A 24852-nucleotide genomic window follows, 5' to 3' on the forward strand; every position below is an offset into this window, starting at 1 on the left:
ACGACCTCTCTTAGGAAAGCGCCACGTTGACCGCAGATTCCGGCAGCTCGGCGTTGAAGCAGCGCTGATAGAACTCGGCCACCAGCGGCCGTTCGAGTTCATCGCACTTGTTGAGGAAGGTCACACGGAAGGCAAAGCCGATATCGCCAAAAATCTCCGAGTTTTCCGCCCAGGTGATCACCGTGCGGGGGCTCATCACCGTCGACAGGTCGCCATTGGCAAAGGCGTTACGGGTCAGATCGGCGAGCCGCACCATCTTGTTGACGGTGTCGCGTCCTTCCTGGGTGCGATAGTGATGCGCCTTCGCCAGCACGATCTCGACCTCCTCGTCATGCGCGAGATAGTTGAGGGTGGTGACGATCGACCAGCGGTCCATCTGACCCTGGTTGATCTGCTGGGTGCCGTGATAGAGGCCCGATGTATCGCCCAGCCCGATCGTATTGGCCGTGGCAAACAGGCGGAACGCAGGATGCGGCTTGATCACCTTGTTCTGGTCAAGCAGCGTCAGGCGGCCCGAGACCTCAAGCACGCGCTGGATCACAAACATCACGTCGGGGCGGCCGGCGTCGTATTCGTCGAACACCAGCGCGATGTTGTGCTGCAAGGCCCAGGGGAGAATGCCGTCGCGGAACTCGGTGACCTGCTTGCCGTCCTTGACGACAATCGCGTCCTTGCCGACCAGGTCGATACGGCTGATGTGGCTGTCGAGGTTGACGCGCACGCAGGGCCAGTTCAGCCGGGCCGCGACCTGCTCGATATGGGTCGATTTGCCCGTACCGTGATAGCCGGTGACCATGACGCGGCGGTTCTTGGCAAATCCGGCGAGAATGGCGAGTGTGGTAGCGCGATCGAAGCGGTAATCGGCGTCGACTTCCGGAACATGCGGGTCGACTTCCGAGTAAGCGGGCACTTCCAGGTCACTATCGATTCCGAAAACCTGCCGGACCGACACCTTCATGTCGGGCAGTCCGACGGTCTCTTCGATATTGGGCAGGGCGACGGTCGTCATTAATCCTCCGAGGTCCCGGGCATTCCCGAAACCAAATAGCAAGTTGCGGCTGCGGTTGGGTGCTCAAATAAGCCTAGCAGACGGCGGCGGTTCGCAGAAGCCCGCGGCCGAATCAAAGTTCCGTTGTTTTTTCATTGAGATATGCATGTGACGCGGTTTTGGGAGGGCTGCCTTGCGAATCAGCCGTCATTTTTCCTTCTTATGGAAAGGTGGCGGACGGGTTCCGCTGTCCATGGCACTTTCTGCGTTTGATCCTACTTATCCCTGACCCGGCGGACCAAGGGCCGGTCGTTAAGCCACGGAAACTCTGTGACTTCCTATCTTGATAGCCTCGTTACGTTCGTTTCGGCAAACGCGTGGCTTGCCTACCTGACGCTGTTTCTGGCTGCGCTCCTGGAAGCGGTTCCGGTGGTCGGCTCGGTCGTTCCTGGCTCGACCATCATTCTGGCCTTGAGCGCGCTGATCCCGGGCGGGGAATTGAGGCTGACGTGGGTGCTGGCGGCGGCGGTCGTCGGCGCGCTGCTCGGCGATGGGTCCGCGTTCTGGGGCGGGCATCGGACGCAGCGAGAGATCCTGGACGCCTGGCCGCTCAACAAATACCCGCGCCTGATCGAGCAGAGCGAGACGTTCTTCCGGCGCTGGGGGATTTGGGCGGTGTTTTTTGCGCGGTTCGTGCCGCCGATCCGCGCCTTCGTGCCGGTCACCGCTGGCGCGCTCGGCATGCCGCCGATGCGCTTCTTCGCCGCCAATGTCCCCGCCGTCCTGCTATGGGCACCCGCGCACGTCCTGCCGGGCGTCTTGGCGATCACCGCACTGCACCGCTATGGCGGGGTCCCGCATCATGTCGGCCTTAAGCACTACTGGATCGTCGCGGTCATCGCCGGCGCAGTCGTCGTGACGCTGGCAGGCTGGATGATACGCCGCCGCCAGAACGAAATGCAGCCGGCGGCCGAGCGGGTGAGAGGTCAGCGCTAAGGCCCGCGTTCGGCCATTGCCGGTGCCGGGCCGACGTGCAGCTCAGCTCGCGCGCACTACCGTCTTCAGGTAATTGTAGGCCTTGATGATCTCGATCAGCCGATCCTCCGTGGAGCGGTCGCCGCCATTGGCGTCGGGATGGTGCTGCTTCACCAGCGCCTTGTATTTTGCCTTGACGTCCTCGAGCGTGGCGTCGGCCTCCAATCCCATGACCTGCAACGCCTTGCGCTCGGCATTGAACACCTTGCGCGTCTCGGGCTTGGAATTGGTCTCGGGGCGGGTCCCGAAACCGCCGCGGCCATTGAGTTCGCCGAACATGCTGAACGGATCGGCGGCGCCGTCGAAATCCGCGGCACTGCCGGTGACGCGCCGGGCACTGGTATTGGCGCCCATTTTCCAGGTCGGGCGATGGCCGGTCAGCGCGTCCTTCTGATAGCGCGCGACGGCTTCGGCATTCATGCCGGAAAAGAAATTATAGGACTGATTGTATTCGCGGACATGATCGAGGCAGAAGTGCCAATATTCGCGCGAGTTGTCGCGGCCCTTGGGTGCGCGATGCGTGCCCTTGTTCTTGCAGTCCGGCCATTGGCACGGCACCGCGGCTTCGCGCACCTGCGTTTCCTGCTTCGCACTCCGCTTGTTGATGCGAATGGAATCGAAGAATTTGGATGTGTCGATCGGCATGGCGGACTTTGACTACGCAACGCGGAAAGCTTCAAGTCTTGACATTGTGAATCCTTCAACTCCCGACGCAATTGACGAAACCGGCGAGCGGATTTATTGCCGCAGCCATGGCTACCCGAGACATTATCACAAACAAATTGCGCGAAGCTTTCGCTCCCGAAAGCCTCGAGGTCCGTGACGAGTCACATCTGCATGAAGGGCACGCAGGCCACAGGCCGGGCGGCGAGACACACTACAGGGTTTATATCGTGTCGGAGGCCTTCCAAGGGAAGAGCCGCGTCGAACGCCACCGCATGATTAATGCGGCACTGAGCGCGGAACTCGCGGACTCGGTGCACGCGCTTGCCATCCACGCCAAGGCGCCGGGGGAAGGCTGACCGCACGTTACCGCCTACGCGAGATGGCATGAGGGTTCGAGACGGCGCTTACGCGCCTCCTCACCACGAGAGACCTCAGAAGGCCGTACCCGCCCGCTTCGGCTTCTGCTCCTCGATCTCGGTCTCCCGCGGTACCGGAACGATCCGCAGCGCGGTGATTCGGTTGCGCTCGCGCCGAAGCACACGGAAGCGAAAGCCATGGAAGGTAAAACTTTGGCCACGCTCCGGAATCGAACGCGCCTCGTGGATCACCAGGCCGGCGACGGTGGTTGCCTCTTCGTCAGGCAGATTCCAGTCCATGGCGCGGTTGAGATCGCGGATCGGCACCGAGCCGTCGACCACCACCGAACCATCCGGCTGAGCGCGCACGCCGGCCACGACCACGTCCTGCTCGTCGGCGATGTCGCCGACGATTTCCTCCAGAATGTCCTCCAGCGTGACGATGCCCTCGACCTCGCCATATTCATCGACCACCAGGGCAAAGTGCGTCTTGCGGCGGCGAAATGCCTTGAGCTGCTCGGAAACGGGACGGATATCCGGCACGAACCAGGGCGGCAGCATGATCGTCGAGACGTCGATGTGCGAGGTGTCACCCTCGGACGCACGAATCGCACGCAACAAGTCCTTGGCGTGCAGCACGCCGACGATGTTTTCCGGCTTGTCGCGCCACAAGGGAATCCGGGTGTATTCCGAGGCAAGCACCTCCCGCACCAGTTCTTCTGGCGGCAGGTCGGCATTGATGGTCACCATTTCCGTGCGGTGGACCATCACGTCGGACACCTGCAACTCGCGGAGGTCCAATAGCCCGCCAAACATGTCGCGGTCGGTCTTTTCGACTTTTCCTTCGCTATGGAGCAGATCGACCGCGCCGCGCAGGCGCTCGATGGGGGATAGGATCGGCTGATTGGCGCCGATCTTCACGCCGATCGCCCGCATCAGAACGCGCACCACGGCCTCCACCACCGCCGATAGCGGCCCGAGCACGGTGACAGTGACCCGCATGGGCCGCGCGACCAGAAGCGCAAACCGGTCTGGCGCGTTGATGGCAATCGTCTTCGGCAGCACCTCGGCGAAGATCACCACCAGCACGGTCATGACGGCGGTGGCGTAGAGCACGCCGACATCCCCGAACCACGACGTCAGAATGCCGGTCGCGAGCGCGGAGGCGCCGATATTGGCGATGTTGTTGCCCAGCAGGAGCGCACCGATGAGGCGTTCGCGGTTTGCGACGAGATCGGAGACGATGGCGGCGTCGCGGCTGCCCTGCTTCGACAGCCGCAGCATGCTGCCGCGCGAGGCGCCGGTCAGCGCGGTTTCGCTTGCTGCGAAGAACGCGGAGATCGCGAGCAGCACGACCACCACTGAGATTGTCAGCCATTCCATGGCAGTTGCTATTTGTGGCCCGCGAGTTTGGCGCCGAGGAAATCCCGCACCAGCGCAGGCTCGACATCCCTGGCAATCACGGCGCGGCCGATCGCCTCCAGCAGGATGAAGGTCAATTTTCCGCGCCTGACCTTCTTGTCCTGGGCCATCAGCGCCATCAGCGCATCGGCGTCCGCAAGCCCTTCCTGAGCAAATCCCGCGATGTCCTGTAGATGGGTGGGCAGCCCAGCTTCGGCAAGGTGACGTTCGATCCGCGCCGCATCGGCGGGCGGGATCATGCCGAGGGAGGCGGAGAACTCGGCCGCCAGCACCGTGCCAATCGCGACACCCTCGCCATGGAACAGGCGGTCGGAAAAGCCCGTTGCGGCCTCAAGCGCGTGGCCGAAGGTGTGGCCGAGATTGAGCAGCGCGCGGTCGCCGGTTTCGCGCTCGTCGCGCGCAACGATTGCAGCCTTGGCACGGCAGGAGGTCGCGATGGCGTGCTCGCGCGCAGGCCCCCCTTTGAAGATGTCGGCGTGATTGGCTTCCAGCCAGCCAAAGAAGGCGGCATCGCCCAGCACCCCATATTTGGCGACTTCCGCGTAGCCCGCCCGGAACTGCCGCGGAGGCAATGTGTCGAGAACGGCGGTATCGGCGATCACCAGCACCGGCTGGTGAAAGGCGCCGATCAAATTCTTGCCTTGCGGCGAATTGATCCCGGTCTTGCCGCCGACGCTGGAATCGACCTGGGCGAGAAGCGTGGTTGGCACCTGCACGAAATCGACGCCGCGGCGCAGCGTCGCTGCGGCAAAGCCCGCGAGATCGCCGACCACGCCGCCGCCAAGCGCGATCACCAGATCATTGCGCTCGATCTTGGCCGCGATCAGCGCTTCGCTGACCTTTTCGAACGTCGCATAGCTCTTCGAGCCTTCCCCGCCATCGACGATGATGCGCGAACTTGCAATGCCGGCCCGCGCCAACGCCGCCTCGGTCTTTTCCAGCCAATGGATTGCGACGTTGCGATCGGTCACAATGGCCGTGCGCACGCCGGGGCGAAGCGCGGCGATCCGCTCACCAAGCGAGGCCAGCTCGTCCCGGCCGATAACAATGTCGTAGGCACGATCGCCAAGCGCGACATCGACGATGATGGAATCGGAGCGTTTGAGCGGCGCCGTCACCGTGCCGCTCCCACGATACTGGAAGATGCGTCGGTCGCAGCACCATCGCCGCAAAGATGGGCGTGCAGCGCCGCCATGCATTCATCGACGATCTTGTCATGGGGAACGTCGCGCGAGGCGATCGTCAGGTCGGCATATTGATAGACCGGCTCGCGCTCGCTGATCAGTCGGGTGACGGTGGCTTCGGGATCCGCGGTTTGCAACAGCGGACGATCGGCACGGCGCCGGACCCTGCGCATGATCACGTCCGCATCGGCCTTGAGCCAGATCGAGACCGCCTTGTCATTGACGCGACGGCGGGTTTCCTCGCGCATGAACGAGCCACCGCCGGTGGCAAGCACGGCAGGCCCGCCCTCCAGAAGCCGCGCGATCACCCTCGCCTCGCCATCCCTGAAATGCGGCTCACCATGGGCCTCAAAAATCTCCGGTATCGACATGCCGGCCGCCGCCTCGATTTCGGTATCGGCGTCGACGAAGGGTAGCTGCAACCGCGCCGCCAGTCGCCGGCCGATGGTGGATTTGCCCGCCCCCATCATGCCGACGAGCACGATCAGCCGCGCTCCGAGGGCGGCGCGGATTTCCGCCTCGGGCGTGGGATTTTCGGTCGGCGACGTGACAATCTCAGGCATTTCCGGCTCAGAAGCTCGCGGCCGAGGCCGCACTGAAGCCACCTATACTACCCCCTCCTGCGGACTTGCCAGAGAGTCTTGCAACTCGGATGCGAACATGTTGGATGATTTCAATGGTTAATGCGCCTGTCTAAGGCCCCGAAATGCCCAGCCTGTTCCGTTTCCTGACGGTCGTCGCCATCATCGGCGCCATCGCCTATGGCGCGATCTATGCGTTGGCGAACTTCGTCAATCCCAAGCCGCGGGAGATGACCGTCACTATTCCGCCGGACAAATTCCTCAAGAGATAGCCGGCAGGATCTACGGGATGCGCACCAAGCCTTCTGACGAGAAGCTGATCGGCCTGTTCCTCGACATGCTGGCCGCGGAACAGGGCGCCGGCGAGAACACGCTTGGTGCCTATCGTCGCGACCTCGTCGACCTCTCCGACTTTCTTGCCCGCAACGCTCAGAGCTTCATTGCCGCGACCACCGAGGATTTGCGGAACTATCTTGCCGACCTCGATACCCGCGGCTTCAAGTCCTCGAGCGTTGCGCGGCGGCTCTCGGCCCTGCGCCATCTGTTCCGCTTCCTGCTGAGCGAACGCATCAGGAGCGACGATCCGGCAGCGATCCTGTCCGGACCCAAGCGCGGGCGCAGCCTGCCGAAGGTGCTCTCGATCAAGGACGTCGACCGCATGCTGGCGCGGGCGAACGAGCTGACGCAGGCCGCCGATGCCTCGCCGCTGCAGCGACTGCGCGCATTCCGCCTCTACTGCCTGCTCGAGGTGCTCTACGCCACCGGCTTGCGGGTCTCGGAGCTGGTGGCGCTGCCGCGCTCGGCTGCAACGCGCGACGCCCGCATGATCGTGGTGCGCGGCAAGGGCGCCAAGGAGCGGCTCGTCCCGCTCAACGACGCGTCGCGGCAGGCGATGGCGGACTATCTTGCCGCGATGGATGCGCTCAAGGGGACGAAAAAGAAGAACAGCGTGAGCTCGAAATGGCTGTTTCCCTCCTTCGGCGAGAGCGGCCACCTGACGCGCCAGCATTTCGCCCGCGACCTGAAGGAGCTCGCGGTCGCCGCCGGGCTTTCCGCGCGACAGGTGTCGCCCCATGTGCTGCGGCACGCCTTCGCGAGCCATCTGCTTCACAACGGCGCCGACCTGCGCATCGTCCAGACCCTGCTCGGGCACACCGACATTTCGACGACCCAGATCTATACCCACGTCGTGGAGGAGCGGCTGAAGAGCCTGGTGCGCGACCTGCACCCGCTGGCGGAAAAGTGAGAGGCGCTTGCCGCGCTTGACTTCCGTCCCCGATCCCACGAAAGAGCTTTCCGCCCAAAGGCCGTTCGAGCAGGTGATCCGAGAAGGGCAGCCGCGGCCGGATGACACGTTAACCCTTTGGAAAAGCGTGCCTTCCGGGCACGCTTCGTTCCCACACACGTCGTTACCTATATTGGAATTATGCCGGACCAGATGCGCTCTTACCTCGATTTCGAAAAGCCGGTCGCCGAACTCGACTCCAAGGTCGACGAGCTGCGGGCGCTGGCGGCGTCGGGCACCGACATCAGCGAAGAGGTCGCCAGGATCGAGGAAAAGGCGGCGCAGGCGCTGGCCGAGCTCTATGCCAATCTCACGCCGTGGCAGAAGACGCTGGTGGCGCGGCATCCGCAGCGTCCGCATTTCACCGATTTCGTGGGCGAGCTCATCACCGATTTCACGCCGCTCGCCGGCGATCGCAAGTTCGGCGAGGACCAGGCGCTGATGGGCGGCTTCGGCCGTTTCCGCGGCGAGAGCATCTGCGTGATGGGCCAGGAGAAGGGCAATTCCACCGACTCCCGCATCAAGCACAATTTCGGCATGGCCCGCCCCGAAGGCTACCGCAAGGCGGTACGGTTGATGGAGCTGGCGGATCGCTTCGGCATCCCCGTACTGTCGCTCGTGGACTCCGCGGGAGCCTATCCGGGCATCGGCGCGGAAGAGCGCGGCCAGGCGGAGGCGATCGCGCGCTCCACGGACGCCTGCCTTTCGCTCGGGGTGCCCAATGTCGCCATCGTCACCGGCGAGGGGATGTCCGGCGGCGCGATCGCGATCACCACCGCCAATCGCGTCCTGATGCTCGAACACGCGATCTACAGCGTGATCTCGCCGGAGGCGGCGTCCTCGATCCTGTGGCGGGACGGCACCAAGGCCCAGGAAGCCGCAAACAACATGAAGATCACCGCCCAGGACATGCTGCGGTTTGGCGTGATCGATACGATCCTGAAAGAGCCCGTGGGCGGCGCGCATCGCGACCCTGCCGCCATGATCGCCGCGACCGGCGAAGCCATCGACCAGGCGTTCAGTGAATTGCGTGGGCTGGACGCCGAGGCGATCCGCAAGCAAAGGCGGCAAAAATTCCTCGATATCGGCCGAAAGCTCGGCTGAGCGTTCAATTTTCCGGCAAATGCGGGCGTGAGCGCCGCCTTTTTTGCCTCCCGTTTTTGGCTGAGGCCGCCGCTTTCGGCCCCAATTAGGCCAAGACGCGGGATTTAACTTTCGGTTGACCATGGGGCTATCGGGCCTGCCGACGCACCCTGTTCAGGTTGCGGGCAGGGGTCAAAGGGTAGTATTTTAATCAATGGCTTCAGGGCATCGCGCTGCTAATTGGGGTTGCGAGATCGCCCGGTGGGTGTGGAGCTTCTGCCTTGATTAATCGCTCGCTGGTCCGCGCGCTTACCACCACGGCTGCGCTCGCCGCCATTGGCGCGTTTCTCGCCGGCTGCGATGCCGACCAGGTTTCGCTGGCGAGCAACGCCAAGGCCAATCAGCCCGTTCCGCCCAAGCTGATCGCGGCGATGCAGGAAAAGGACATGGATCTGCAATCGCCGATCCTGATCCGCGTCTTCAAGCAGGAAGCCGAACTGGAGGTCTGGAAGCAGAACCGCTCCGGCAAGTTCGCGCTGCTCAAGACCTACCCGATCTGCCGCTGGTCCGGTGATCTGGGCCCGAAGACGCGCGAAGGCGACCGCCAGGCGCCCGAGGGGTTTTATTCGATCACGCCGGCGCAGATGAACCCGCAATCGGCCTATTATCTCTCCTTCAACACCGGCTACCCCAATGCCTATGACCGTGCGCTCGGCCACACCGGCTCGGAGCTGATGGTGCATGGCGACTGCTCCTCGCGCGGCTGCTACGCGATGACCGACGAGCAGATCGCGGAGATCTATGCATTGGGCCGCGAATCCTTCTTCGGCGGCCAGAAGGCCTTTCAGTTCCAGGCCTATCCGTTCCGGATGACGCCCGCGAACATGGCCAAGCACCGCAACAATCCGAGCATGGCGTTCTGGAAAATGATCAAGGAAGGCTATGATCATTTCGAGGTCACGCGCCAGGAGCCGAAGGTCGATTTCTGCGAGAAGCATTACGTCTTCGATGCAGCCCGCACACCGGATGCGACGCGTGATCCGGTGTTCAACGCCTCGGCGAAATGCCCGCCCTATGTGGTGCCCGAGGAGATCGCCGGACCGGTACGCGAGAAGCAGCAGCAGGACGAAGCCGAATACGCCAAGCTGGTGGCGAAGGGCACGCCGGTCGCAAAGCTCAACACCGGTATCGACGGCGGCATGAACCAGGTGTTCGCCTCGCACGTCCCCGGGGCCAGCACGGGCCTGTCCGAGGGCGGCCAGGGCCAGGACCTGGCGGTCGCGTCTTATTCGAAGCTGCCTGGGACCATCCCTCCGACGGTCAATCCGCCGCACGCGCCCGGCGCCGACGAGGCGGTGGCCGTTGCCGCGGCCCCCGCCCCAGAGGCACCCGCGCCCACGGCGACCCCGGCGACCAAGATGGCGTCGGCATCGGGCGAACAATCCGGCGGCTTCTTCTCGGGTCTCGCCCGCAAGATGGGCCTGAGCAACGCGACGGCCGATACGACTGCGACCGCAAGCCCGCCGGCCGCACCTCCCGCCAAGCAAAAGGTGGCCGATGCCAAGCACAACGAGGCGCGCGCCGAGGCCTCGGCTCCGCGCGTGGCCGCAGCAAGATCGACCGAAGCCAGGCAGGCAGCGCGTCCACCGGCGCTCAAGCGCTCGATCGCCGACAGCCAGGCCGATACGTCGTCAGCCCCGGCGAAGGATGGGTTGGTCAGCGGCGCCCAGCCCATCGTCTCGGCCAACTCATTCGAGAGCCGCTTCTCGGCGATGAAGTAGTTCATCGCCGGCAAGGCGTGGCAGCTCAGATTCGAATTTCAAACAGCCACTCGCGTTATTGCGAGTCTCGCAGATCGCTGTCATCACCCGCAAAAGCGGGTGATCCAGTATTCCAGAGACGTTCGACTTGCACAGCGAGGCCGCGGCGTACTGGGTCGTCCGCCTTCGCGGGCGATGACGAGCGGGTATCGGCGTTCACCTGATTTCCGATTGAATTTTCAAACAGCAATAAAGGATGTGCGTCCGCATTCTCGCGGCGCGCTGCGCCCGAGTTGTGCTGCGAACCTCAACGCTCCTCGATAACAAGGGCGCAGGGAAGGCCGGGTGCCCGCTGCACCCATGGCTCCGTGTGCGGCAGATGCGCAAAGAATGCACACGGGAGCAATCACAGGTACAGGCGGCATCACACCGGCCTTCCCTGCGCGAATGGTTTACGGCTTACTTCGCGCTCTTCCCGGTGAGCCAGACTTTGTTGTCACCGTCATCGGCGAGATGCGAAAGCGATCTTCGCCAACTTAGCGCCAGCCATGGGGCGCCAGAACCACGCGACTTCGCCGTCCGCGACCAGTGCCGCTCGTCTATCAGCACCTTCGCGTCCACCGCATCCCGCACCCAACGTCCGTGACGACGCGTACGCCCCTTGTATCGAGGCGGGACGCGAAAGAGGATGCGACTGATTTGGGGTCATCACAAAGCGATTTATTTTTTGCGTGAAGACTGGACGACCCAAATCAGCTTGATGCGGCAAGGGAAATTAGATTTTGCGCGCGGGCGATTTTGCACGCCTGCGGCCTTAGATCACGATCCGATTTGACGGAATCGGATCGTGATCAGCTCTTTGCTTGAGCATGATCTCCGCGCAGACGCGTTCCGCGTTTGCTGGCCAAAGCAAAACCGGTTTCCACTTTGCGCTAGCACGGCCCTTCGGGTCCGGATCGTGCTTTAAGGAAGCAACGCGACGCTGCTGATCCTGCCATCCTTTGCGAGCGCAATCTGCCAATCGGCGGCGCCGTGAACGAATTGGGTGCGGTAGATGTCGCTGCCGTCGCTGCCAACACCGCGAAACGACATCACGAGCTGCGGGCCGAGTCTTGCCAGGATCGCCTGTCTTTGCTTCAGGAGGGAGCGCGTCGCGGACACAGCCTCACGCGTCATCAGATCCTGCTTGATCTCGCCGCTGCGCAAACCCGCGATGTAGGCCTGCAATGCCTCGTAGCCACCTTCCGCCGGCAGATCCCGATGCATTCGCGCCGATTCTCCGGCCTCGCCGGACGAAATAGGGTGCACGCGCGTCAACCGTCCGGGCAGGATGATTTCGCGGCATGCTCCTTTCACATCAGCGATCATGAGGGGAGCGGCGACATCGGTCAAAATGTCTGCGGAGCCACCGTTCTCAAGGGCACCGCTCCCGACCCATTGTCCTGAGGGTCCCCGCCTGAACAGGCGGACGTCGGCGCCACTGCGATTGATGAGCGACACTCTGATCGGAGCAACACCGGAAGAGGACTTGAGCGTTGCTTCGCGCTCACAGGCGAGAACCGCGCCCGGGCGCCCGTCACCCTCGGGACGGAAGGTGAGGTCATCGATCGTGCCGTCAGCGGCCAGATCGATCCGGAATTCCGCCGAGCCGTTTGCGAAATCGACGGCATAGATGTCGTATCCCCCGGGTCCGACGCCGCGAAACGAGATCGACCGCACGGCGCCCAACTCCACCAGCGCCTGGTGCAGAATGGAGATGCGTCGGTGCATCTGGTTGGCGAGTTGCGGGCTCATTCGCGCATCGTCGGGCTCGCCCCGCTTGAGGCCATCAATCACCTGCCTCAGACGATCCTCGCCGCCGGGCGCCGGGAGCTGCTGTACAAAGCGGTCCGGCGCCTCGGCCAGGCGCTGGGCAAAGCGGGCCTCGATCAGTCGGGCCAGGCCTGCGCTGATCCGTAAGCCGCGCGCGAGCTTTCCTTGCGCATCGTACAGCTCCAATGCGCTGATACGGCCATCGGCATCGGGGACGAAAGTGAACTTCTCATCGCCCGCTTCGGAGCTGAACGCGCGGTCCCCCAGCGCCCGCAAGCGGGTGGCCGGCTCGCCGGTCAGACGCGCGCTCAACCCTCCCCCCTCGCGCACGACTGTGAGCAGCGTGCCTACGCCGATCTGATAATCGCCGACGAAACCATCAAGCAGCCCTGGGGCGGGATCGACAGGCCGATCGGCCGTGATCCGCGCAGCCGGCAAGCCTGGCCCGACATCCTGTGTCACGCTGCCGGCGCTGAGCGCCGCCAGCGGCAGAACGGCCGCCGCGGCCAGCAGGCGTTTGCGTCGGCTGATCGCCTGCGGCGGCAGTGTCGTTGCGAGGAGGCGCTGCACCCGGCGCGGCACGCTGCTCGATTGCGCCATCGCAAGGCCGGCCGGCGGGCTTGGCGCGGCCGCATCGGCCATCTGCAGCAAAATGTCGACATAGGAGCGCCTGTCGCCGGTCCCGGTCACCACCGCGTCATCGCTGACCATCTCGGCCAGATCAGCGAGTTGCCGATGCAGCCACCAGGCGAAGGGCGAGAACCAGAAGATCGCGCGGTAGAGAGAGGACAGCAGCAGGCGGTAGAAATCGCGATGAGCGATATGCGCTCCCTCGTGCAAAAGGACCACGCGTCGCTTGCGGTCACTCCACGCGATCGAGTCGGCGGGAAGCAGGATGACGGATGCAAAGGTCACGGGCACGCGCACCACGTCAGTCACGCGCACATTCGCGCGCCCAAACGCGCCATCACGAAGCGGGCGCGCCGCGGCGGTGATGCGGCACATGATAGCCAAGCCAATCAGCAGGCGCATGATCATGGCGCCGGCGACCAGCAGATAGACCGCGGTCGCCGAGCGGAGCCAGTCGATCGACAGTGCTGTCGCAGCTCGGCCGTCCGTCGATACGGTCCGTGTTTCATCGATCGGCTGCGACGCGGTTAATGGCGCAGGCGGCAAGATTCCTTCTTGGGGAGGAAGGGTGGAAAGCACCGGCTGCGCGCGCGTCGGCACGAGGTCGGCTGGAAGCGGCAGGCGCATGAACGGCGTCAGCAGCGGCATCGCCAGCGAGACACACAGCACCATGGTCCAGATGGTCATGAGCAGCTTCGGATCGCGTAATCGCGCGACCGCGAGCCCAAGCCACACGATGCAGCCAAGCCCCATCGCACGCAACGCCAGCTCCGCAACCTCACCCAGGATCATTTCTTTTCCGTCTTGGGCGCATCCATCCTGTCGAGGATACGACGCAATTGCCTGCGGTCGATCATTTTCGAATCCACCATCCCGACAAGGACCTCCTCGACAGATCCGTTGCACACCCAGTCGATGATCCGCTTGACGGCGCGCGCCGCGATCCGCCCGCGCGGCTCGCGCGGCTCATAGACATAGGTGCGCCCATCGATCGTGTGAGTGATGTAGCCCTTCTCCTCCAGCCGCCGCAGCACGGTTCGCACCGTCGATTCCTTCAACGGGCGGGCCAGGCGCTCGCGGACCGCCTCCGCCGTAACAGGCGCATTGGCCCACACCACCTGCACGACCTCGCGCTGGAGGTCGCCAAGCTCCTCCAAACCGTCCGTCTCATCGAATTTATCCGCCATCGCTCCATCTATCGGTAGCATACGCTAACGCTATTCAACGTAGCACTTCCGATCCGCCGCTGACAGAGTGCAAGGAGTTTTTCGACAACCGAGGGCCCGCTCATGAACAGTCGACACGAGCCCGCCTACTGATCCGATCAAAACCTATTGACTGTAGCACATCATAGCGTTACGCATCATAGCATAAATGTCCGAGCGAAATCGCCGCCATGGCGGCGCCTCGCCGGCGGCGAATGAAGCGTTCGTAACGTGTGTCCTGCAGTCGTAACTGGTGTTAGGCGCGCTCAAACGGAGGTAGCGCTCGGATGAGCCCCGGACTCAAAACGCTCTGCCTTGTCGCATGTCTCCAGGGACTGCTGTCGATCCCGGCCTCGCCGCAAGCGAATCGTTTCCCATCCCGTCTTCAACTCGGGACCGATCGCCAGTTCTTGTCGGCCCAAACCAAGGCCGTGAAGGAGAAGACGCTGAAGGACATTCATGATCTCGGCCTGGTGTGGCTTCGCGATGCTCCCACGAGCGGCTCGCAGCGAGCCGTCGCAAACTTTGTCGAAGAGGTCGCGATCGCGAAGCAAAATCGGCTCAAGGTCTTGGCGATCATCATGCCGATGGACGAGGATTATGATGACGCGCTGCCGACCAATCGGTGCGGCTGGAAGGAGAAGCGCCTCAGCCAGATCAATCTGAAGAAATACGCCGAGCGGCTGCAAGCCTTGTTCGGCGCCGTCAAGACCGCCGGACTCTCCATCGATGCCTTCGAGTTCGGCAGCGAACTGGACCAATATTGTTACGATGCCGATGTTCCCCGCGGGCACGCGGGTTCAGCGACATCAGAGGAAATCAAGAACTGGTTGAGGGGCTATGGCCGTTTTCTGCAAACAGGCGCGGCCATCGTTCGTGACCCAAGCTACTTCCCGCAAGCCAAGATCATCACCTTCGGCATGGCGCATAGCGGCGACTCCCATCCGGACGAGTCGTTTCCCGACCCCGCGCGCTTCGTCGCCATGCTGCGGAATGTGGATGGCGTCAATTATCTGAAAGACGTCGACGGCTATGGCACGCACCTCTATCCCTCGCCGAACGACATCGCAAACTCGGTGCATCACCTGCTGGGGGAGGATATGGCGGCTCTGGGCCGCGACAAGCCGATCTGGATCACCGAATGGGGATTTCTTGAGATTCGCGCCTTTCCGAACCGCAGTGGACAGACCCTGCCGCAATGCGTGCAGACATTCCTCAATGTCCTGGATGAGGCGCATCGCGACATCCCACTCGGTCCGGCGATGTACTTTCGCTACGACGTCTGGCTGACCGATGCGACAGGAAGCCCGTTGCCGCAAGCCGGCGTGTTGGCTTCCTACATGTCGGGAAAACCGGCGCTCCATTAGACATGACAAAATTGCACCGCGCCCCCGCTGTTATCGGCCTCGTTTTGCTCGGCGCCCTGCCGCTTTTCCGGCCAGCCTTCGTGCATGCGGACGGCGCGAAAGATGCGAGACCGGACCATGCAGAGTTTTGTCTCCCATGCAATGGCTCAGTGAGATGACCGCACCAGACAAACCCGCCGCATGCGGAAAAACCGTCCCTTATCGAGCACGCCTCACGTCGCTCGTTGCATCGCGGCTGTTTTGGCCGCTCTGCCTCATCTGCCATCTTGCCGTCTTCCCTTGGCTCGGCATCATTCACCCCGCCGCTGCGGCGCAGCCGCAGAACGTGGTTCGCGGCGTCAATTTCGTGCATCCATTGCAGTTCAGCGTCGACGACCAGAACGCCAAGCTCGCCGAGCTGCGATCGCTGGGCGTGCATGTGATCCGCTTCGGCATGTATGCGCAGGACGAGGACAAGAATATCGAATTCATCAAGCGCGCTTACGCCCATCAGATTTCGACGGTCCTCATCCTGCACGGCCTCTACACCCCGGGCGCTCCGGAGCGCCCATTTCGACCGAAGGAGTTTCCGGGAATGTGGCCGGGGCCGCCGCTGTCCGCGCTCGATCCGGAGCGCTCGGCCCAATATTTCCAAGAGCTCATGGGCAAGCTGGACGCAAGCGGCATCACGCTGGCCGGCCTGGAGCTGGAGAACGAGATCAATATGGCCGGCAACGATCCGGATTTCCGGCTGCCCGGCGAAGGCCGCGTGCTTGGCCTTGCAGATCTGACACACGACCCCGAGGGCCAGCAGGTCGCCAAGGGCTATCTGCAGTATCTTAAGGTGCTCGAAGTGCTGAAGCAGGTGCGCGACCACTCAAAGCTCAACAGGCGCACGCCGCTCTTGCCGACCAGCCTTGTCGACCTCGAACAGGAAGGGCCATGGCCGACGCCGAAGCCGTATGACGGGGTGAGCGTCGGGGCGATCATGGCCTTCTTCCGTGCCCATGGGCTCGACCAGCTCGTCGATGCCTACAACCTGCACACTTATCCCTGGGGCGACCATCCGGGCGACAAGGCCGCGGCGATCCATCGCATGCGTCGTTTGCGGGCGCTGGTCGATCCGGTCTGCGCTGGTGGCAAGCCGTGCTGGATCACCGAGTGGGGCTTTGCCTATGCCGGCAAGACCTGCTCAGCGTCCGAGGAGAAAGATCGTGCGCTGGTCGTGCAGGAGATGATGGGCGATTTCGCCGAGCTTGCGCAGGAGGGCCGGCTTGTGGGCCTGATCTACTATTCCTGGACCGGCGATCCGCTATTCGATGTCGAGCGCTGCGGCGGACTCACCGAGTCCGGCAAGCGCGCACTGGGCCCTCTGTAAGGAAGGAATCTGGAATGCGCAGGGAGTTGGTTTGGCTGCAGGTCGCTTTCCTCGGCCTGGCGGCGGCGGATGCCTCGCGCGCCGCAAGCCTGCAAAAATTGACCTGGGGCAATCCCGACCAGCCCTGGGGAACGAGGCGCCCCGTCACCGAGGCTGATCGGGCCGCGATCGCGCGCTATCGCGCCGGACAACATGGGAAGCCGGCGTTCGCGACCGACTTCACCGCGGCGGCGGCGCTCAATTCCGAATGGCTGACGCAGTCCGACGATTATCTGAAGTCATGTCGCCGACCGGAGAACGTCGTTGCAACGCCGGCCGGGCTGGAACTGCAAACACGCAACGCCACGGGCTGTCGGGCGCAATGGTCGACGGGCTTCATCATCAGCCGGCAGCATTTCGGCTATGGCTTCTTTGAAGCGACCATCAAGACCGCGGACATCGAGGGCCTCAACAACGCCTTCTGGCTCGTCACCGAAGACCATTTCGAGATCGATGTCTGCGAACTGCATTATCCGAACATTGATCGGATGACGCTCCATGACAACAACAAGATCGACGGCAAATTCCCCATCGCGGTGGGCTTCGACAGCCGCTTCGCCGAGAACTTCGCCAGGGATTTTCATGATTTCGGTGTGCTGTGGACCGCAACCGACATCGTGTTCGAGGTCGATGGCGAGCCGGTCGCCGCGATCCGCACCAGCGGCTCAATCAAAGGCGCGGCCGATATCCGGCTGTCCTCGGCATTGATGGATTATGCGGGAAAAATCCCGGCCCACCCGGCCGGCCATGCCATGTCCGTCAGGTCCTTGCGCGTATACCCGTTTTGAAGCCGGGCGAAGGCGGAAGCGTGCCCAACGCCAATGCTTCCGTGAAGCAGATGACTGGTGGGCACGGCGCTTATGCGCCTTTGCCCACCCTACAAGCTGCACGCGGCGACGGCGCCCTCAGCTCACACATATTTGCCGTGGCAGTGCTTGTACTTTTTCCCTGAACCGCAGGGGCAATCCTCGTTGCGGCCGACCTTGCCCCAGGTTGCGGGATTCTTTGGATCGCGGCTTTCGGCACGCCCCGTCGGCGCCTGCGGCACCAGCGAGGCGTTGGCGAACGCCATCTCGTCCTCGCCGGTGCTCGGATCGACATGGGATACCTGCATCGGCGGCAGCTCCTGATGCTGCGGCTCCGGCGGGACGATCTCCACGCGCATCAATTGCGCGGTGACCGCCTCGCGCAAATGGGCGATCATGGATTCGAACAGGCTGAAGGCTTCCGATTTGTATTCCTGCAGGGGATCGCGCTGGCCGTAGCCGCGCAGGCCGATCACCTGGCGCAGGTGATCGAGCATGATCAGATGCTCGCGCCAGAGGTGATCCAGCGTCTGCAAGAGGATCGTCTTCTCGACATAGCGCATCACCTCAGGCCCCCACTGGGCGACCTTGGCGGCCATGTGCTCGTCGGCGCGCTTCTCGATGCGCGAGAGCAGCTCCTCGTCGGCGATGCCCTCTTCCTTGGCCCATTCGTCGACCGGCAGGTCGAGATCGAGCACGCGCTTGAGCTCTTCCTTCAGCCCCGCGACATCCCACTGCTCGGCGTAGGCATGCTCGGGCACATGCTTGGCGACGAGGTCCTCGACATAGGCGTGGCGCATGTCGGCGACCGTCTCGGCGACGCTCTCGTCCTTCATCAGGTCGACGCGCTGGTCGAAGATCACCTTGCGCTGATCGTTCTGCACGTTGTCGAACTTGAGCAGGTTCTTGCGGATGTCGAAGTTGCGCGCCTCGACCTTCTGCTGCGCCTTCTCCAGCGCCTTGTTGATCCAGGGATGGATGATGGCCTCGCCCTCTTTCAGGCCGAGGCGCGTGAGCATGGAGTCGAGCCGGTCGGACCCGAAGATGCGCATCAGGTCGTCTTCCAGCGACAGGAAGAACTTTGAGCGCCCGGGGTCGCCCTGGCGTCCCGAACGGCCGCGGAGCTGGTTGTCGATGCGGCGGGATTCGTGGCGTTCCGAACCGATGATGTAGAGGCCGCCCGGCTTTTTCACCGTCTTCGCCGGCTTGCTGCCCTTGGCCGGCTCGAGCTCGACGATCTCCTCCGCATTCAGCACGATCTCGCGGAAGCGCTCGACGTCGGCCTTGATCTGCTCGATCTTCTTGGCCTTCTCGGCCTCATCGGTCATCCCCGCGGTCTCCTGCTGGATCCGCATCTCCAAGGAGCCGCCGAGCTTGATGTCGGTACCGCGGCCGGCCATGTTGGTCGCGATCGTGATCGCGCCGGGCACGCCGGCCTCCGCGACGATGTAGGCTTCCTGCTCGTGGAAGCGGGCGTTCAAGACCGCGAACAATTTCGCCGGCTTGCCGGCGCGGGCCGCGGCATAGAGCTTATCGAGCGCGCCTTCCTTGCCGAAATCGATCTGCTTGTAGCCGTGCTTCTTCAGATACTCGGCCAACACCTCGGACTTCTCGATCGAGGCGGTGCCGACCAGCACCGGCTGCAGCCGCGCATTGGCCCGCTCGATCTCGGCGAGAATCGCGGCGTACTTTTCGGTTTGCGTGCGGTAGACCTCGTCGTCCTCGTCCAGACGCGCCACCGGCAGGTTGGTCGGGATCTCCACGACCTCGAGCTTGTAGATGTCGAACAGCTCGTCGGCTTCTGTGGCCGCCGTGCCGGTCATGCCGGCGAGCTTTTCGTACATGCGGAAATAGTTCTGGAAGGTGATGGAGGCCAGCGTCTGGTTTTCCGGCTGCACCGGCTGATGCTCTTTGGCTTCCAGCGCCTGGTGCAGGCCTTCCGAATAGCGCCGGCCCGGCATCATGCGCCCGGTGAACTCGTCGATGATCACGACCTCGCCGTCGCGGACGATGTAATCCTTGTCGCGGGTGAACAGCGTGTGCGCCCGCAGCGCCTGGTTGACGTGATGCACCACCGAGACGTTCTCGACGTCATAGAGCGACTCGCCCTTGAGCAGATCCGCGTCCTGCAGCAGGTTCTCGAGCTTCTCCATGCCGGCTTCGGTGAGCGTCACCGTGCGCTGCTTCTCGTCGACCTCGTAGTCGGACTTGTCGAGCTTGGGGAAGAACGTATCGATGGTGTTGTAGAAATCGGAGCGGTCGTCGAGCGGACCGGAAATGATCAACGGCGTGCGCGCTTCGTCGATCAGGATCGAGTCGACTTCGTCGACGATGGCGAAGTAGTGCCCGCGCTGGACCATGTCCTCCAGGCGGTACTTCATGTTGTCGCGCAGATAGTCGAAGCCGTATTCGTTGTTGGTGCCGTAGGTGATGTCGCAGGCATAGGCCGCCTTGCGCTCGGCATCATCGAGCCCGTGGACGATGACGCCCGTGGTCATGCCGAGGAAGGAATAGATCTGGCCCATCCAGCCCGCGTCACGGCGGGCGAGGTAATCGTTGACGGTGACGACATGAACGCCGCGGCCGGCGAGCGCGTTCAGGTAGACCGCGAGCGTTGCGACCAGCGTCTTGCCTTCGCCGGTCTTCATCTCGGCGATGTCGCCTTCATGCAGCACCATGCCGCCGATGAGCTGCACGTCGAAATGGCGCTGGCCGAGCGTCCGCTTGGCGGCCTCGCGGACCGTTGCAAAGGCCGGAACCAGGATGTCGTCGAGCGTCTTGCCTTCCGCCAGTTGCTTGCGGAACTCCTCGGTGCGGGCCCTCAGCGCTTCGTCAGAGAGCGCGGCAAGCTCGCCTTCGAGCGCGTTGATGGCAGCGACGCGGGACTGGTATCCCTTGACCCGCCGGTCGTTGGCGGAGCCGAAAAACTTACGGGCGAGCGCGCCGATCATGCCGTCTTCCTGTTCTCGCGATAACGCGTTGCAGCGTTAGAGTGGTCCACCCGCCCTTGCCCTATCAACTCACCGTGACGCACCGGCGTGCCGCCCTAACTTTGAGGACCGTCCGGTGCATGAGCGGGAATTAAGCAATTTTGGGTTCAACGGCAAAAAACGCAGCAAAAATAAGCGCTATCACCGCTTATACGATGCGCGAGAGATATGGCCCGGTCGGGGGCTTGTCAACGGCGGCAGGGTTTGGTCGCGCTGTCAAGGATTTCATGAAATTGACAGACTTTTCGCGTTGCCAAGGGCTGCTGTTTGGGCGAGTGTCCGGCCGCCTAAAGCCATCCTAATATGTGAAGGATTTTCCATGACCACCTCGTTCGCGGTAGCGAAAACCGGCTCGCGCCTTTTCCTCGCCTCAGCCCTGGCAGGCTCTCTCGCTCTGGCGCTTTTCGCCGGCCCCCTTCGCGCCGAGGACAAGGTGCTCGCCAAGGTCAACGGCGCCGAAATCCACCAGAGCGACGTTGCGCTCGCCGAAGAGGAACTCGGGCCCTCGCTCGCGCAGATGGATCCTTCGACCAAGGACGAGAACGTGCTGGCGTTCCTGATCGACATGAAGATCGTCGCCAGGGCCGCCGAGGACAAGAAGCTCCAGGACAGCGACGACTTCAAGAAGCGAATGGCGTTCACCCGCAACCGGCTGCTGATGGACAGCCTCTTGGCGAACGAAGGCAAGGCCGCAACCACCGACGATGCGATGAAGAAGGTCTATGAGGACGCTTCCAAGCAAATCGCCGGCGAACAGGAAGTCCATGCCCGTCACATCCTGGTCGAGACCGAGGACGAGGCCAAGCAGGTCAAGGCGGATCTCGACAAGGGCGCCGACTTCGCCGAGCTTGCCAAGAAGAAGTCCAAGGATCCCGGCGCCTCCGACGGCGGCGACCTCGGCTTCTTCACCAAGGACCAGATGGTGCCGGAATTTTCGGCTGTCGCCTTCTCGCTCGAGCCGGGCAAGATCTCCGATCCGGTCAAGACCCAGTTCGGCTGGCACATCATCAAGGTCGAGGAGAAGCGCAACCGCAAGCCGCCGGAATTCGACCAGGTGAAGAGCCAGATTGAAACCTATGTGACGCGCAAGGCGCAGGCGGATTACGTGGCCAAGCTGCGCGAAGGCGCCAAGATCGAGCGCATGGACCAGGCCGCCAACACGCCGGCTGCGCCCGCCGCAAAGGACGCGGCCAAGCCGGCGGACGCCAGCAAGAAGTAAGAAAGACTTGGTAAAGCCCCGGCCTCTGAGCCGGGGCTTTCATTTCGCGTCGTCCCGGCCAAATGAGCTCCCGGCAACGCGCAGCGTTGTCCGGTAGCGAGCTGAGCCGGGAGCCATAACCCCGGGCGGGGCTTATTGCGCAGGCTGGGACGACGGATTGCCGCAAAACTGAAGCCGGTGGTTATCGGTCCAGGCTTTCGCCAGGACGACAGTGTTTGTGCGGCGCCCCTCTCCCCGCATCACGACGAAGGTGATACAGAGCGCTTCCCGCATCACCAGCCGCCGGAAGCTTAGATGTCCACGACCGTCTCCCCGCTTGCGCCCGCCGATTTTCCCGCCATGCCCGCGATTGCGGGCGTGAAGCTTGCGACCGCCGCCGCCGGGATTCGCTACAAGGGGCGCACCGACGTGCTGCTCGCCGTGCTGGACAAGGGCACCGCGGTGGCCGGCGTCTTCACCAGGTCCAAATGCCCGTCGGCGCCGGTCGAATGGTGCCGGGCCAAACTGTCCGGCGGCAAGGCACGCGCGCTGGTGGTCAATTCCGGCAATGCCAACGCCTTCACCGGCAAGACCGGACGGCAATCGACGGCCATGACGGCCGCAATCGCCGCCAAGGCCGTCGGTTGCAGCGTGAGCGAGGTGTTCCTGGCATCGACCGGCGTCATCGGCGAGCCGCTGGATGCCACGAAATTCGACGGCGTGCTGGCCAATCTCGCCGAGACCGCTGCGCCGGATGACTGGATGGCCGCCGCCAAGGCCATCATGACCACCGACACGTTTCCGAAGATCGCGACCGCGACCGTCAAGCTCGGCAAGACCAAGGTCACGATCAACGGCATGGCGAAGGGCGCGGGCATGATCGCGCCCGACATGGCCACCATGCTCTCGTTCGTCTTCACCGACGCACCGCTCTCGCCGAGCGTGTTGCAGGCGCTTCTAAAGAGCGGGGTCGAAGACACCTTCAACGCAGTCACCATCGACGGCGACACCTCGACGTCCGACACGCTGCTAGCCTTTGCGACGGGCGCGGCGGCAAGCGCCGGCGCACCGAAGATCAGCCGCGCCAGCGATCCCAGGCTAAAGGATTTCGTCAAAGGCTTCCGCGGCGTGCTGGCGACGCTCTCCGAGCAGGTGGCGCGGGATGGCGAGGGCGCGCGCAAGCTGGTCGAAGTGCTGGTCGAAGGCGCGGTCTCCAAACAATCGGCACGCAGAATCGCGATGTCGATTGCGAACTCGCCGCTGGTGAAGACCGCCATCGCCGGTGAGGATGCCAATTGGGGCCGCGTGGTGATGGCGGTCGGCAAGGCCGGCGAGCCCGCCAACCGCGACAAGCTCTCGATCTTCTTCAATGGCATCCGCGTCGCCAAGAGCGGAGCGCGCGATGTCGGCTATGACGAGGCCGAAGTCTCCAGGGCGATGAAGGAGCCGAAGATTCAGATCAAGGTCACCCTCGGCCTCGGCAAAGGCCGCGACCGCGTGCTGACCTGCGACCTCACCAAGGAATATGTCGCCATCAACGGCGATTATCGGTCGTAATTTGTCCGTCATTGCGAGCGCGCGCAGAGATTCTGGATTGCTTCGTCGCTCCGCTCCTCGCAATGACGCGGTTGGAGCGTCAGATGACAGATCTCAAGCTCACACTCGTCGTCGCCTGCGCGCTCGTTGATGTGGACAAGCGCGTGCTGATCGCGCAGCGACCGCCGGGCAAGGCGATGGCGGGCTTATGGGAATTTCCCGGCGGCAAGATCGAGCCGGGCGAACGGCCGGAACAGACGTTGATCCGCGAGTTGCATGAGGAGCTCGGCATCAGCGTCAGCGAGCCGTGCCTCGCGCCTCTGACCTTCGCGAGCCACGCCTATGAGAGCTTTCATCTGTTGATGCCGCTCTATATCTGCCGGCGCTGGGAAGGACAGGCGATCGCACGCGAAGGACAGAACCTTGCCTGGGTGCGCGCCAACAAACTGCGCGATTATCCGATGCCGCCAGCGGACCTACCGCTGATCCCGCATCTGGTTGATCTGTTGATGTGAAGCACCGTCATTCCCGGGGGCGATGCATAAGCATCGAACTATGGTGCGCAATTGCGGACCTGAGAATCTCGAGATTTCCGGGTTGGCTCTCTTCGAGGCGTCCCGGAATGACGGCGCGATAAGCATCGGGACAAACCCGGCCATGACGGAGCAAGCCTAGTCCTTCTTCGCCCGCTTCACCGCCTCTTCGAGGCTCGCTTTCGCCGAGCCCGGACGCAGCGGTTTTTGCTGGCTTTCGTGCGGTGCCCAGGCGGAAAGCCAGATCACGTCGAAGGTGGCGCGGATGCGGCCGTCCGGATCGGCGAAGCGCTCGCCATAGATTTGCGCCATCCTGAGCAGCGTGCTGCGGCGGGTCGGCGTTCGCCGCCGCTCGGTGAGCACGTTGGTTGCGCCCATACGCCGCAAATCCTGCATCAAGCCGAACGCGCTGTCGTAACGCACCACGATGCGGTCGAGATCCGTGACCGGCAGGGCGAGCCCGGCCCGCTGCAACAGGCCGCCGACGTCGCGCAAGTCGGCGAAAGGCGCGACGCGCGGCGAAATCCCGCCCTCGCATTCGGCTTCCGCCGCGGCGAAGGATTGGCGCAGTTCGGTCAGCGTATCGCCGCCGATCATCGCCGCAAGCAACAAACCGTCCGGCCGCAGGGCACGCCTGATCTGCGCGAGCACGCCGGGCAGATCGTTGACGAACTGAAAGGCCAGCGCCGACACCACGAGATCGAGGGACTCAGGCGCGAGCGACAGCCCTTCCTCCGCCGAGTCCGACGGGGCGACATGCTTGATCGAAGGCAGGCGCCGGCGCAGCCGCGTTTGCAGCTCTTCGCCCGGCGTCCAGACATCCGCGACATCCCTGAAATCGCGCATCACAGCGGCGAGTCGCTCCTCCATGTCATCTGCGACGCGCTCCAGCAGAAAATCCGCCGGCCCGAGTGACAAAGCGCGGCGCCGCCGCTGCGCGAGCAGCGCGCGGTCGAACAGCCTTGGGGCGATGATCGGGCTCTGAGCCATGTTCTTTGCTTAAGCCGGTCCCGCCGCAT

21 protein-coding genes are annotated in these 24852 nt (G+C 63.4%); 12 read left to right on the plus strand and 9 right to left on the minus strand.

Features of this window, described 5'->3' with window-relative positions; genetic code table 11:
- Window positions 1-10 precede the first annotated feature (10 nt).
- Window positions 11-1009, minus strand: coding sequence for a cobaltochelatase subunit CobS (gene cobS / locus P6U23_RS38565; protein ID WP_407177495.1), 999 nt, complete (start codon window positions 1007-1009; stop codon window positions 11-13).
- A gap of 309 nt (window positions 1010-1318) precedes the next feature.
- Here cobS and P6U23_RS38570 point away from each other — a divergent pair, with 309 nt between their 5' ends.
- A complete protein-coding gene (locus P6U23_RS38570) occupies window positions 1319-1984 on the plus strand; it encodes a DedA family protein (protein WP_407177496.1) in 666 nt (221 codons plus the stop codon).
- A gap of 42 nt (window positions 1985-2026) precedes the next feature.
- On the opposite strand, the gene P6U23_RS38575 is transcribed toward P6U23_RS38570, so the two are convergent.
- Window positions 2027-2668: a J domain-containing protein gene (locus tag P6U23_RS38575; RefSeq protein ID WP_407177497.1), complete on the minus strand. Its 642-nt coding sequence runs from the start codon at window positions 2666-2668 to the stop codon at window positions 2027-2029.
- 107 nt (window positions 2669-2775) lie between these two features.
- Between P6U23_RS38575 and P6U23_RS38580 the strand changes: the two genes are divergently transcribed.
- Window positions 2776-3045, plus strand: coding sequence for a BolA family protein (locus tag P6U23_RS38580; protein ID WP_407177498.1), 270 nt, complete (start codon window positions 2776-2778; stop codon window positions 3043-3045).
- A 75-nt stretch (window positions 3046-3120) separates the two neighbouring features.
- Here the strand turns inward: P6U23_RS38580 and P6U23_RS38585 are convergent, their stop codons facing one another.
- Genes P6U23_RS38585 through P6U23_RS38595 form a run of 3 tightly spaced genes read right to left on the minus strand, consistent with a single transcriptional unit; the run spans window position 3121 to window position 6214 of the window.
- Complete coding sequence (locus P6U23_RS38585) at window positions 3121-4428, minus strand: HlyC/CorC family transporter (RefSeq protein ID WP_407177499.1); 1308 nt, start codon at window positions 4426-4428, stop codon at window positions 3121-3123.
- Between the two features lie 8 nt (window positions 4429-4436).
- Window positions 4437-5585 carry a 3-dehydroquinate synthase gene (gene aroB / locus P6U23_RS38590; RefSeq protein WP_407177500.1) on the minus strand — a complete coding sequence of 383 codons (1149 nt, stop codon included), beginning with the start codon at window positions 5583-5585 and terminating at the stop codon, window positions 4437-4439.
- Complete coding sequence (locus tag P6U23_RS38595; protein WP_407177501.1) at window positions 5582-6214, minus strand: shikimate kinase; 633 nt, start codon at window positions 6212-6214, stop codon at window positions 5582-5584. The genes aroB and P6U23_RS38595 overlap by 4 nt, the downstream gene beginning before the upstream one ends.
- A gap of 143 nt (window positions 6215-6357) precedes the next feature.
- Here P6U23_RS38595 and P6U23_RS38600 point away from each other — a divergent pair, with 143 nt between their 5' ends.
- From P6U23_RS38600 to P6U23_RS38615, 4 genes are all read left to right on the plus strand, one after another.
- Complete coding sequence (locus P6U23_RS38600; protein ID WP_407177502.1) at window positions 6358-6504, plus strand: histidine kinase; 147 nt, start codon at window positions 6358-6360, stop codon at window positions 6502-6504.
- A 17-nt stretch (window positions 6505-6521) separates the two neighbouring features.
- Entirely contained in the window at window positions 6522-7478 is a 957-nt protein-coding gene (gene xerD, locus P6U23_RS38605) for a site-specific tyrosine recombinase XerD (protein ID WP_407177503.1), read from the plus strand.
- A 180-nt stretch (window positions 7479-7658) separates the two neighbouring features.
- The gene (locus tag P6U23_RS38610; RefSeq protein ID WP_407177504.1) at window positions 7659-8621 is read left to right on the plus strand and encodes an acetyl-CoA carboxylase carboxyltransferase subunit alpha; all 963 of its coding nucleotides are present in this window, start codon (window positions 7659-7661) and stop codon (window positions 8619-8621) included.
- 260 nt (window positions 8622-8881) lie between these two features.
- Window positions 8882-10381 carry a L,D-transpeptidase family protein gene (locus tag P6U23_RS38615; protein ID WP_407177505.1) on the plus strand — a complete coding sequence of 500 codons (1500 nt, stop codon included), beginning with the start codon at window positions 8882-8884 and terminating at the stop codon, window positions 10379-10381.
- A 942-nt stretch (window positions 10382-11323) separates the two neighbouring features.
- On the opposite strand, the gene P6U23_RS38620 is transcribed toward P6U23_RS38615, so the two are convergent.
- Both P6U23_RS38620 and P6U23_RS38625 read right to left on the minus strand, forming a co-directional pair.
- Window positions 11324-13594, minus strand: a complete 2271-nt coding sequence (locus P6U23_RS38620; protein ID WP_407177506.1) for a M56 family metallopeptidase — start codon at window positions 13592-13594, stop codon at window positions 11324-11326.
- Window positions 13591-13989 carry a BlaI/MecI/CopY family transcriptional regulator gene (locus P6U23_RS38625; protein ID WP_407177507.1) on the minus strand — a complete coding sequence of 133 codons (399 nt, stop codon included), beginning with the start codon at window positions 13987-13989 and terminating at the stop codon, window positions 13591-13593. Before P6U23_RS38625 ends, P6U23_RS38620 begins: the two co-directional genes overlap by 4 nt.
- Window positions 13990-14294: 305 nt before the next feature.
- Here P6U23_RS38625 and P6U23_RS38630 point away from each other — a divergent pair, with 305 nt between their 5' ends.
- The 3 genes from P6U23_RS38630 to P6U23_RS38640 all read left to right on the plus strand — a co-directional run bounded on the left by P6U23_RS38630 (window position 14295) and on the right by P6U23_RS38640 (window position 17558).
- Window positions 14295-15374 carry a hypothetical protein gene (locus P6U23_RS38630; RefSeq protein WP_407177508.1) on the plus strand — a complete coding sequence of 360 codons (1080 nt, stop codon included), beginning with the start codon at window positions 14295-14297 and terminating at the stop codon, window positions 15372-15374.
- 154 nt (window positions 15375-15528) lie between these two features.
- Window positions 15529-16731, plus strand: a complete 1203-nt coding sequence (locus P6U23_RS38635; protein WP_407177509.1) for a hypothetical protein — start codon at window positions 15529-15531, stop codon at window positions 16729-16731.
- Between the two features lie 14 nt (window positions 16732-16745).
- Window positions 16746-17558: a family 16 glycosylhydrolase gene (locus P6U23_RS38640; protein WP_407177510.1), complete on the plus strand. Its 813-nt coding sequence runs from the start codon at window positions 16746-16748 to the stop codon at window positions 17556-17558.
- A 122-nt stretch (window positions 17559-17680) separates the two neighbouring features.
- Here P6U23_RS38640 and secA read toward each other — a convergent pair whose 3' ends face one another.
- Window positions 17681-20527: a preprotein translocase subunit SecA gene (gene secA / locus P6U23_RS38645; protein WP_407177511.1), complete on the minus strand. Its 2847-nt coding sequence runs from the start codon at window positions 20525-20527 to the stop codon at window positions 17681-17683.
- A 358-nt stretch (window positions 20528-20885) separates the two neighbouring features.
- On the opposite strand from secA, the gene P6U23_RS38650 reads away from it, so the two are divergent.
- The 3 genes from P6U23_RS38650 to P6U23_RS38660 all read left to right on the plus strand — a co-directional run bounded on the left by P6U23_RS38650 (window position 20886) and on the right by P6U23_RS38660 (window position 23815).
- Window positions 20886-21785, plus strand: coding sequence for a peptidylprolyl isomerase (locus tag P6U23_RS38650; protein WP_407177512.1), 900 nt, complete (start codon window positions 20886-20888; stop codon window positions 21783-21785).
- Window positions 21786-22079: 294 nt separating this feature from the next.
- Window positions 22080-23321: a bifunctional glutamate N-acetyltransferase/amino-acid acetyltransferase ArgJ gene (gene argJ / locus P6U23_RS38655; RefSeq protein WP_407177513.1), complete on the plus strand. Its 1242-nt coding sequence runs from the start codon at window positions 22080-22082 to the stop codon at window positions 23319-23321.
- An 83-nt stretch (window positions 23322-23404) separates the two neighbouring features.
- Complete coding sequence (locus tag P6U23_RS38660) at window positions 23405-23815, plus strand: (deoxy)nucleoside triphosphate pyrophosphohydrolase (protein ID WP_407177514.1); 411 nt, start codon at window positions 23405-23407, stop codon at window positions 23813-23815.
- Window positions 23816-23971: 156 nt separating this feature from the next.
- Here P6U23_RS38660 and P6U23_RS38665 read toward each other — a convergent pair whose 3' ends face one another.
- Window positions 23972-24823, minus strand: a complete 852-nt coding sequence (locus P6U23_RS38665) for a methyltransferase domain-containing protein (RefSeq protein ID WP_407177515.1) — start codon at window positions 24821-24823, stop codon at window positions 23972-23974.
- Window positions 24824-24852 lie beyond the last annotated feature (29 nt).

The sequence above is a fragment of the Bradyrhizobium sp. STM 3562 genome (assembly GCF_045571435.1).
Lineage (GTDB): Bacteria > Pseudomonadota > Alphaproteobacteria > Rhizobiales > Xanthobacteraceae > Bradyrhizobium.

What these genes read in the sequence shown, in the direction of transcription:
- cobS (WP_407177495.1), bottom strand. Translation starts at nt 1,009, where the DNA reads ATGACGACCGTCGCCCTGCCCAATATCGAAGAGACCGTCGGACTGCCC.
- P6U23_RS38575 (WP_407177497.1), bottom strand. Translation starts at nt 2,668, where the DNA reads ATGCCGATCGACACATCCAAATTCTTCGATTCCATTCGCATCAACAAG.
- P6U23_RS38580 (WP_407177498.1), top strand. Translation starts at nt 2,776, where the DNA reads ATGGCTACCCGAGACATTATCACAAACAAATTGCGCGAAGCTTTCGCT.
- P6U23_RS38585 (WP_407177499.1), bottom strand. Translation starts at nt 4,428, where the DNA reads ATGGAATGGCTGACAATCTCAGTGGTGGTCGTGCTGCTCGCGATCTCC.
- P6U23_RS38595 (WP_407177501.1), bottom strand. Translation starts at nt 6,214, where the DNA reads ATGCCTGAGATTGTCACGTCGCCGACCGAAAATCCCACGCCCGAGGCG.
- P6U23_RS38600 (WP_407177502.1), top strand. Translation starts at nt 6,358, where the DNA reads ATGCCCAGCCTGTTCCGTTTCCTGACGGTCGTCGCCATCATCGGCGCC.
- xerD (WP_407177503.1), top strand. Translation starts at nt 6,522, where the DNA reads ATGCGCACCAAGCCTTCTGACGAGAAGCTGATCGGCCTGTTCCTCGAC.
- P6U23_RS38610 (WP_407177504.1), top strand. Translation starts at nt 7,659, where the DNA reads ATGCCGGACCAGATGCGCTCTTACCTCGATTTCGAAAAGCCGGTCGCC.
- P6U23_RS38620 (WP_407177506.1), bottom strand. Translation starts at nt 13,594, where the DNA reads ATGATCCTGGGTGAGGTTGCGGAGCTGGCGTTGCGTGCGATGGGGCTT.
- P6U23_RS38625 (WP_407177507.1), bottom strand. Translation starts at nt 13,989, where the DNA reads ATGGCGGATAAATTCGATGAGACGGACGGTTTGGAGGAGCTTGGCGAC.
- P6U23_RS38630 (WP_407177508.1), top strand. Translation starts at nt 14,295, where the DNA reads ATGAGCCCCGGACTCAAAACGCTCTGCCTTGTCGCATGTCTCCAGGGA.
- P6U23_RS38635 (WP_407177509.1), top strand. Translation starts at nt 15,529, where the DNA reads ATGACCGCACCAGACAAACCCGCCGCATGCGGAAAAACCGTCCCTTAT.
- P6U23_RS38640 (WP_407177510.1), top strand. Translation starts at nt 16,746, where the DNA reads ATGCGCAGGGAGTTGGTTTGGCTGCAGGTCGCTTTCCTCGGCCTGGCG.
- secA (WP_407177511.1), bottom strand. Translation starts at nt 20,527, where the DNA reads ATGATCGGCGCGCTCGCCCGTAAGTTTTTCGGCTCCGCCAACGACCGG.
- P6U23_RS38650 (WP_407177512.1), top strand. Translation starts at nt 20,886, where the DNA reads ATGACCACCTCGTTCGCGGTAGCGAAAACCGGCTCGCGCCTTTTCCTC.
- argJ (WP_407177513.1), top strand. Translation starts at nt 22,080, where the DNA reads ATGTCCACGACCGTCTCCCCGCTTGCGCCCGCCGATTTTCCCGCCATG.
- P6U23_RS38660 (WP_407177514.1), top strand. Translation starts at nt 23,405, where the DNA reads ATGACAGATCTCAAGCTCACACTCGTCGTCGCCTGCGCGCTCGTTGAT.
- P6U23_RS38665 (WP_407177515.1), bottom strand. Translation starts at nt 24,823, where the DNA reads ATGGCTCAGAGCCCGATCATCGCCCCAAGGCTGTTCGACCGCGCGCTG.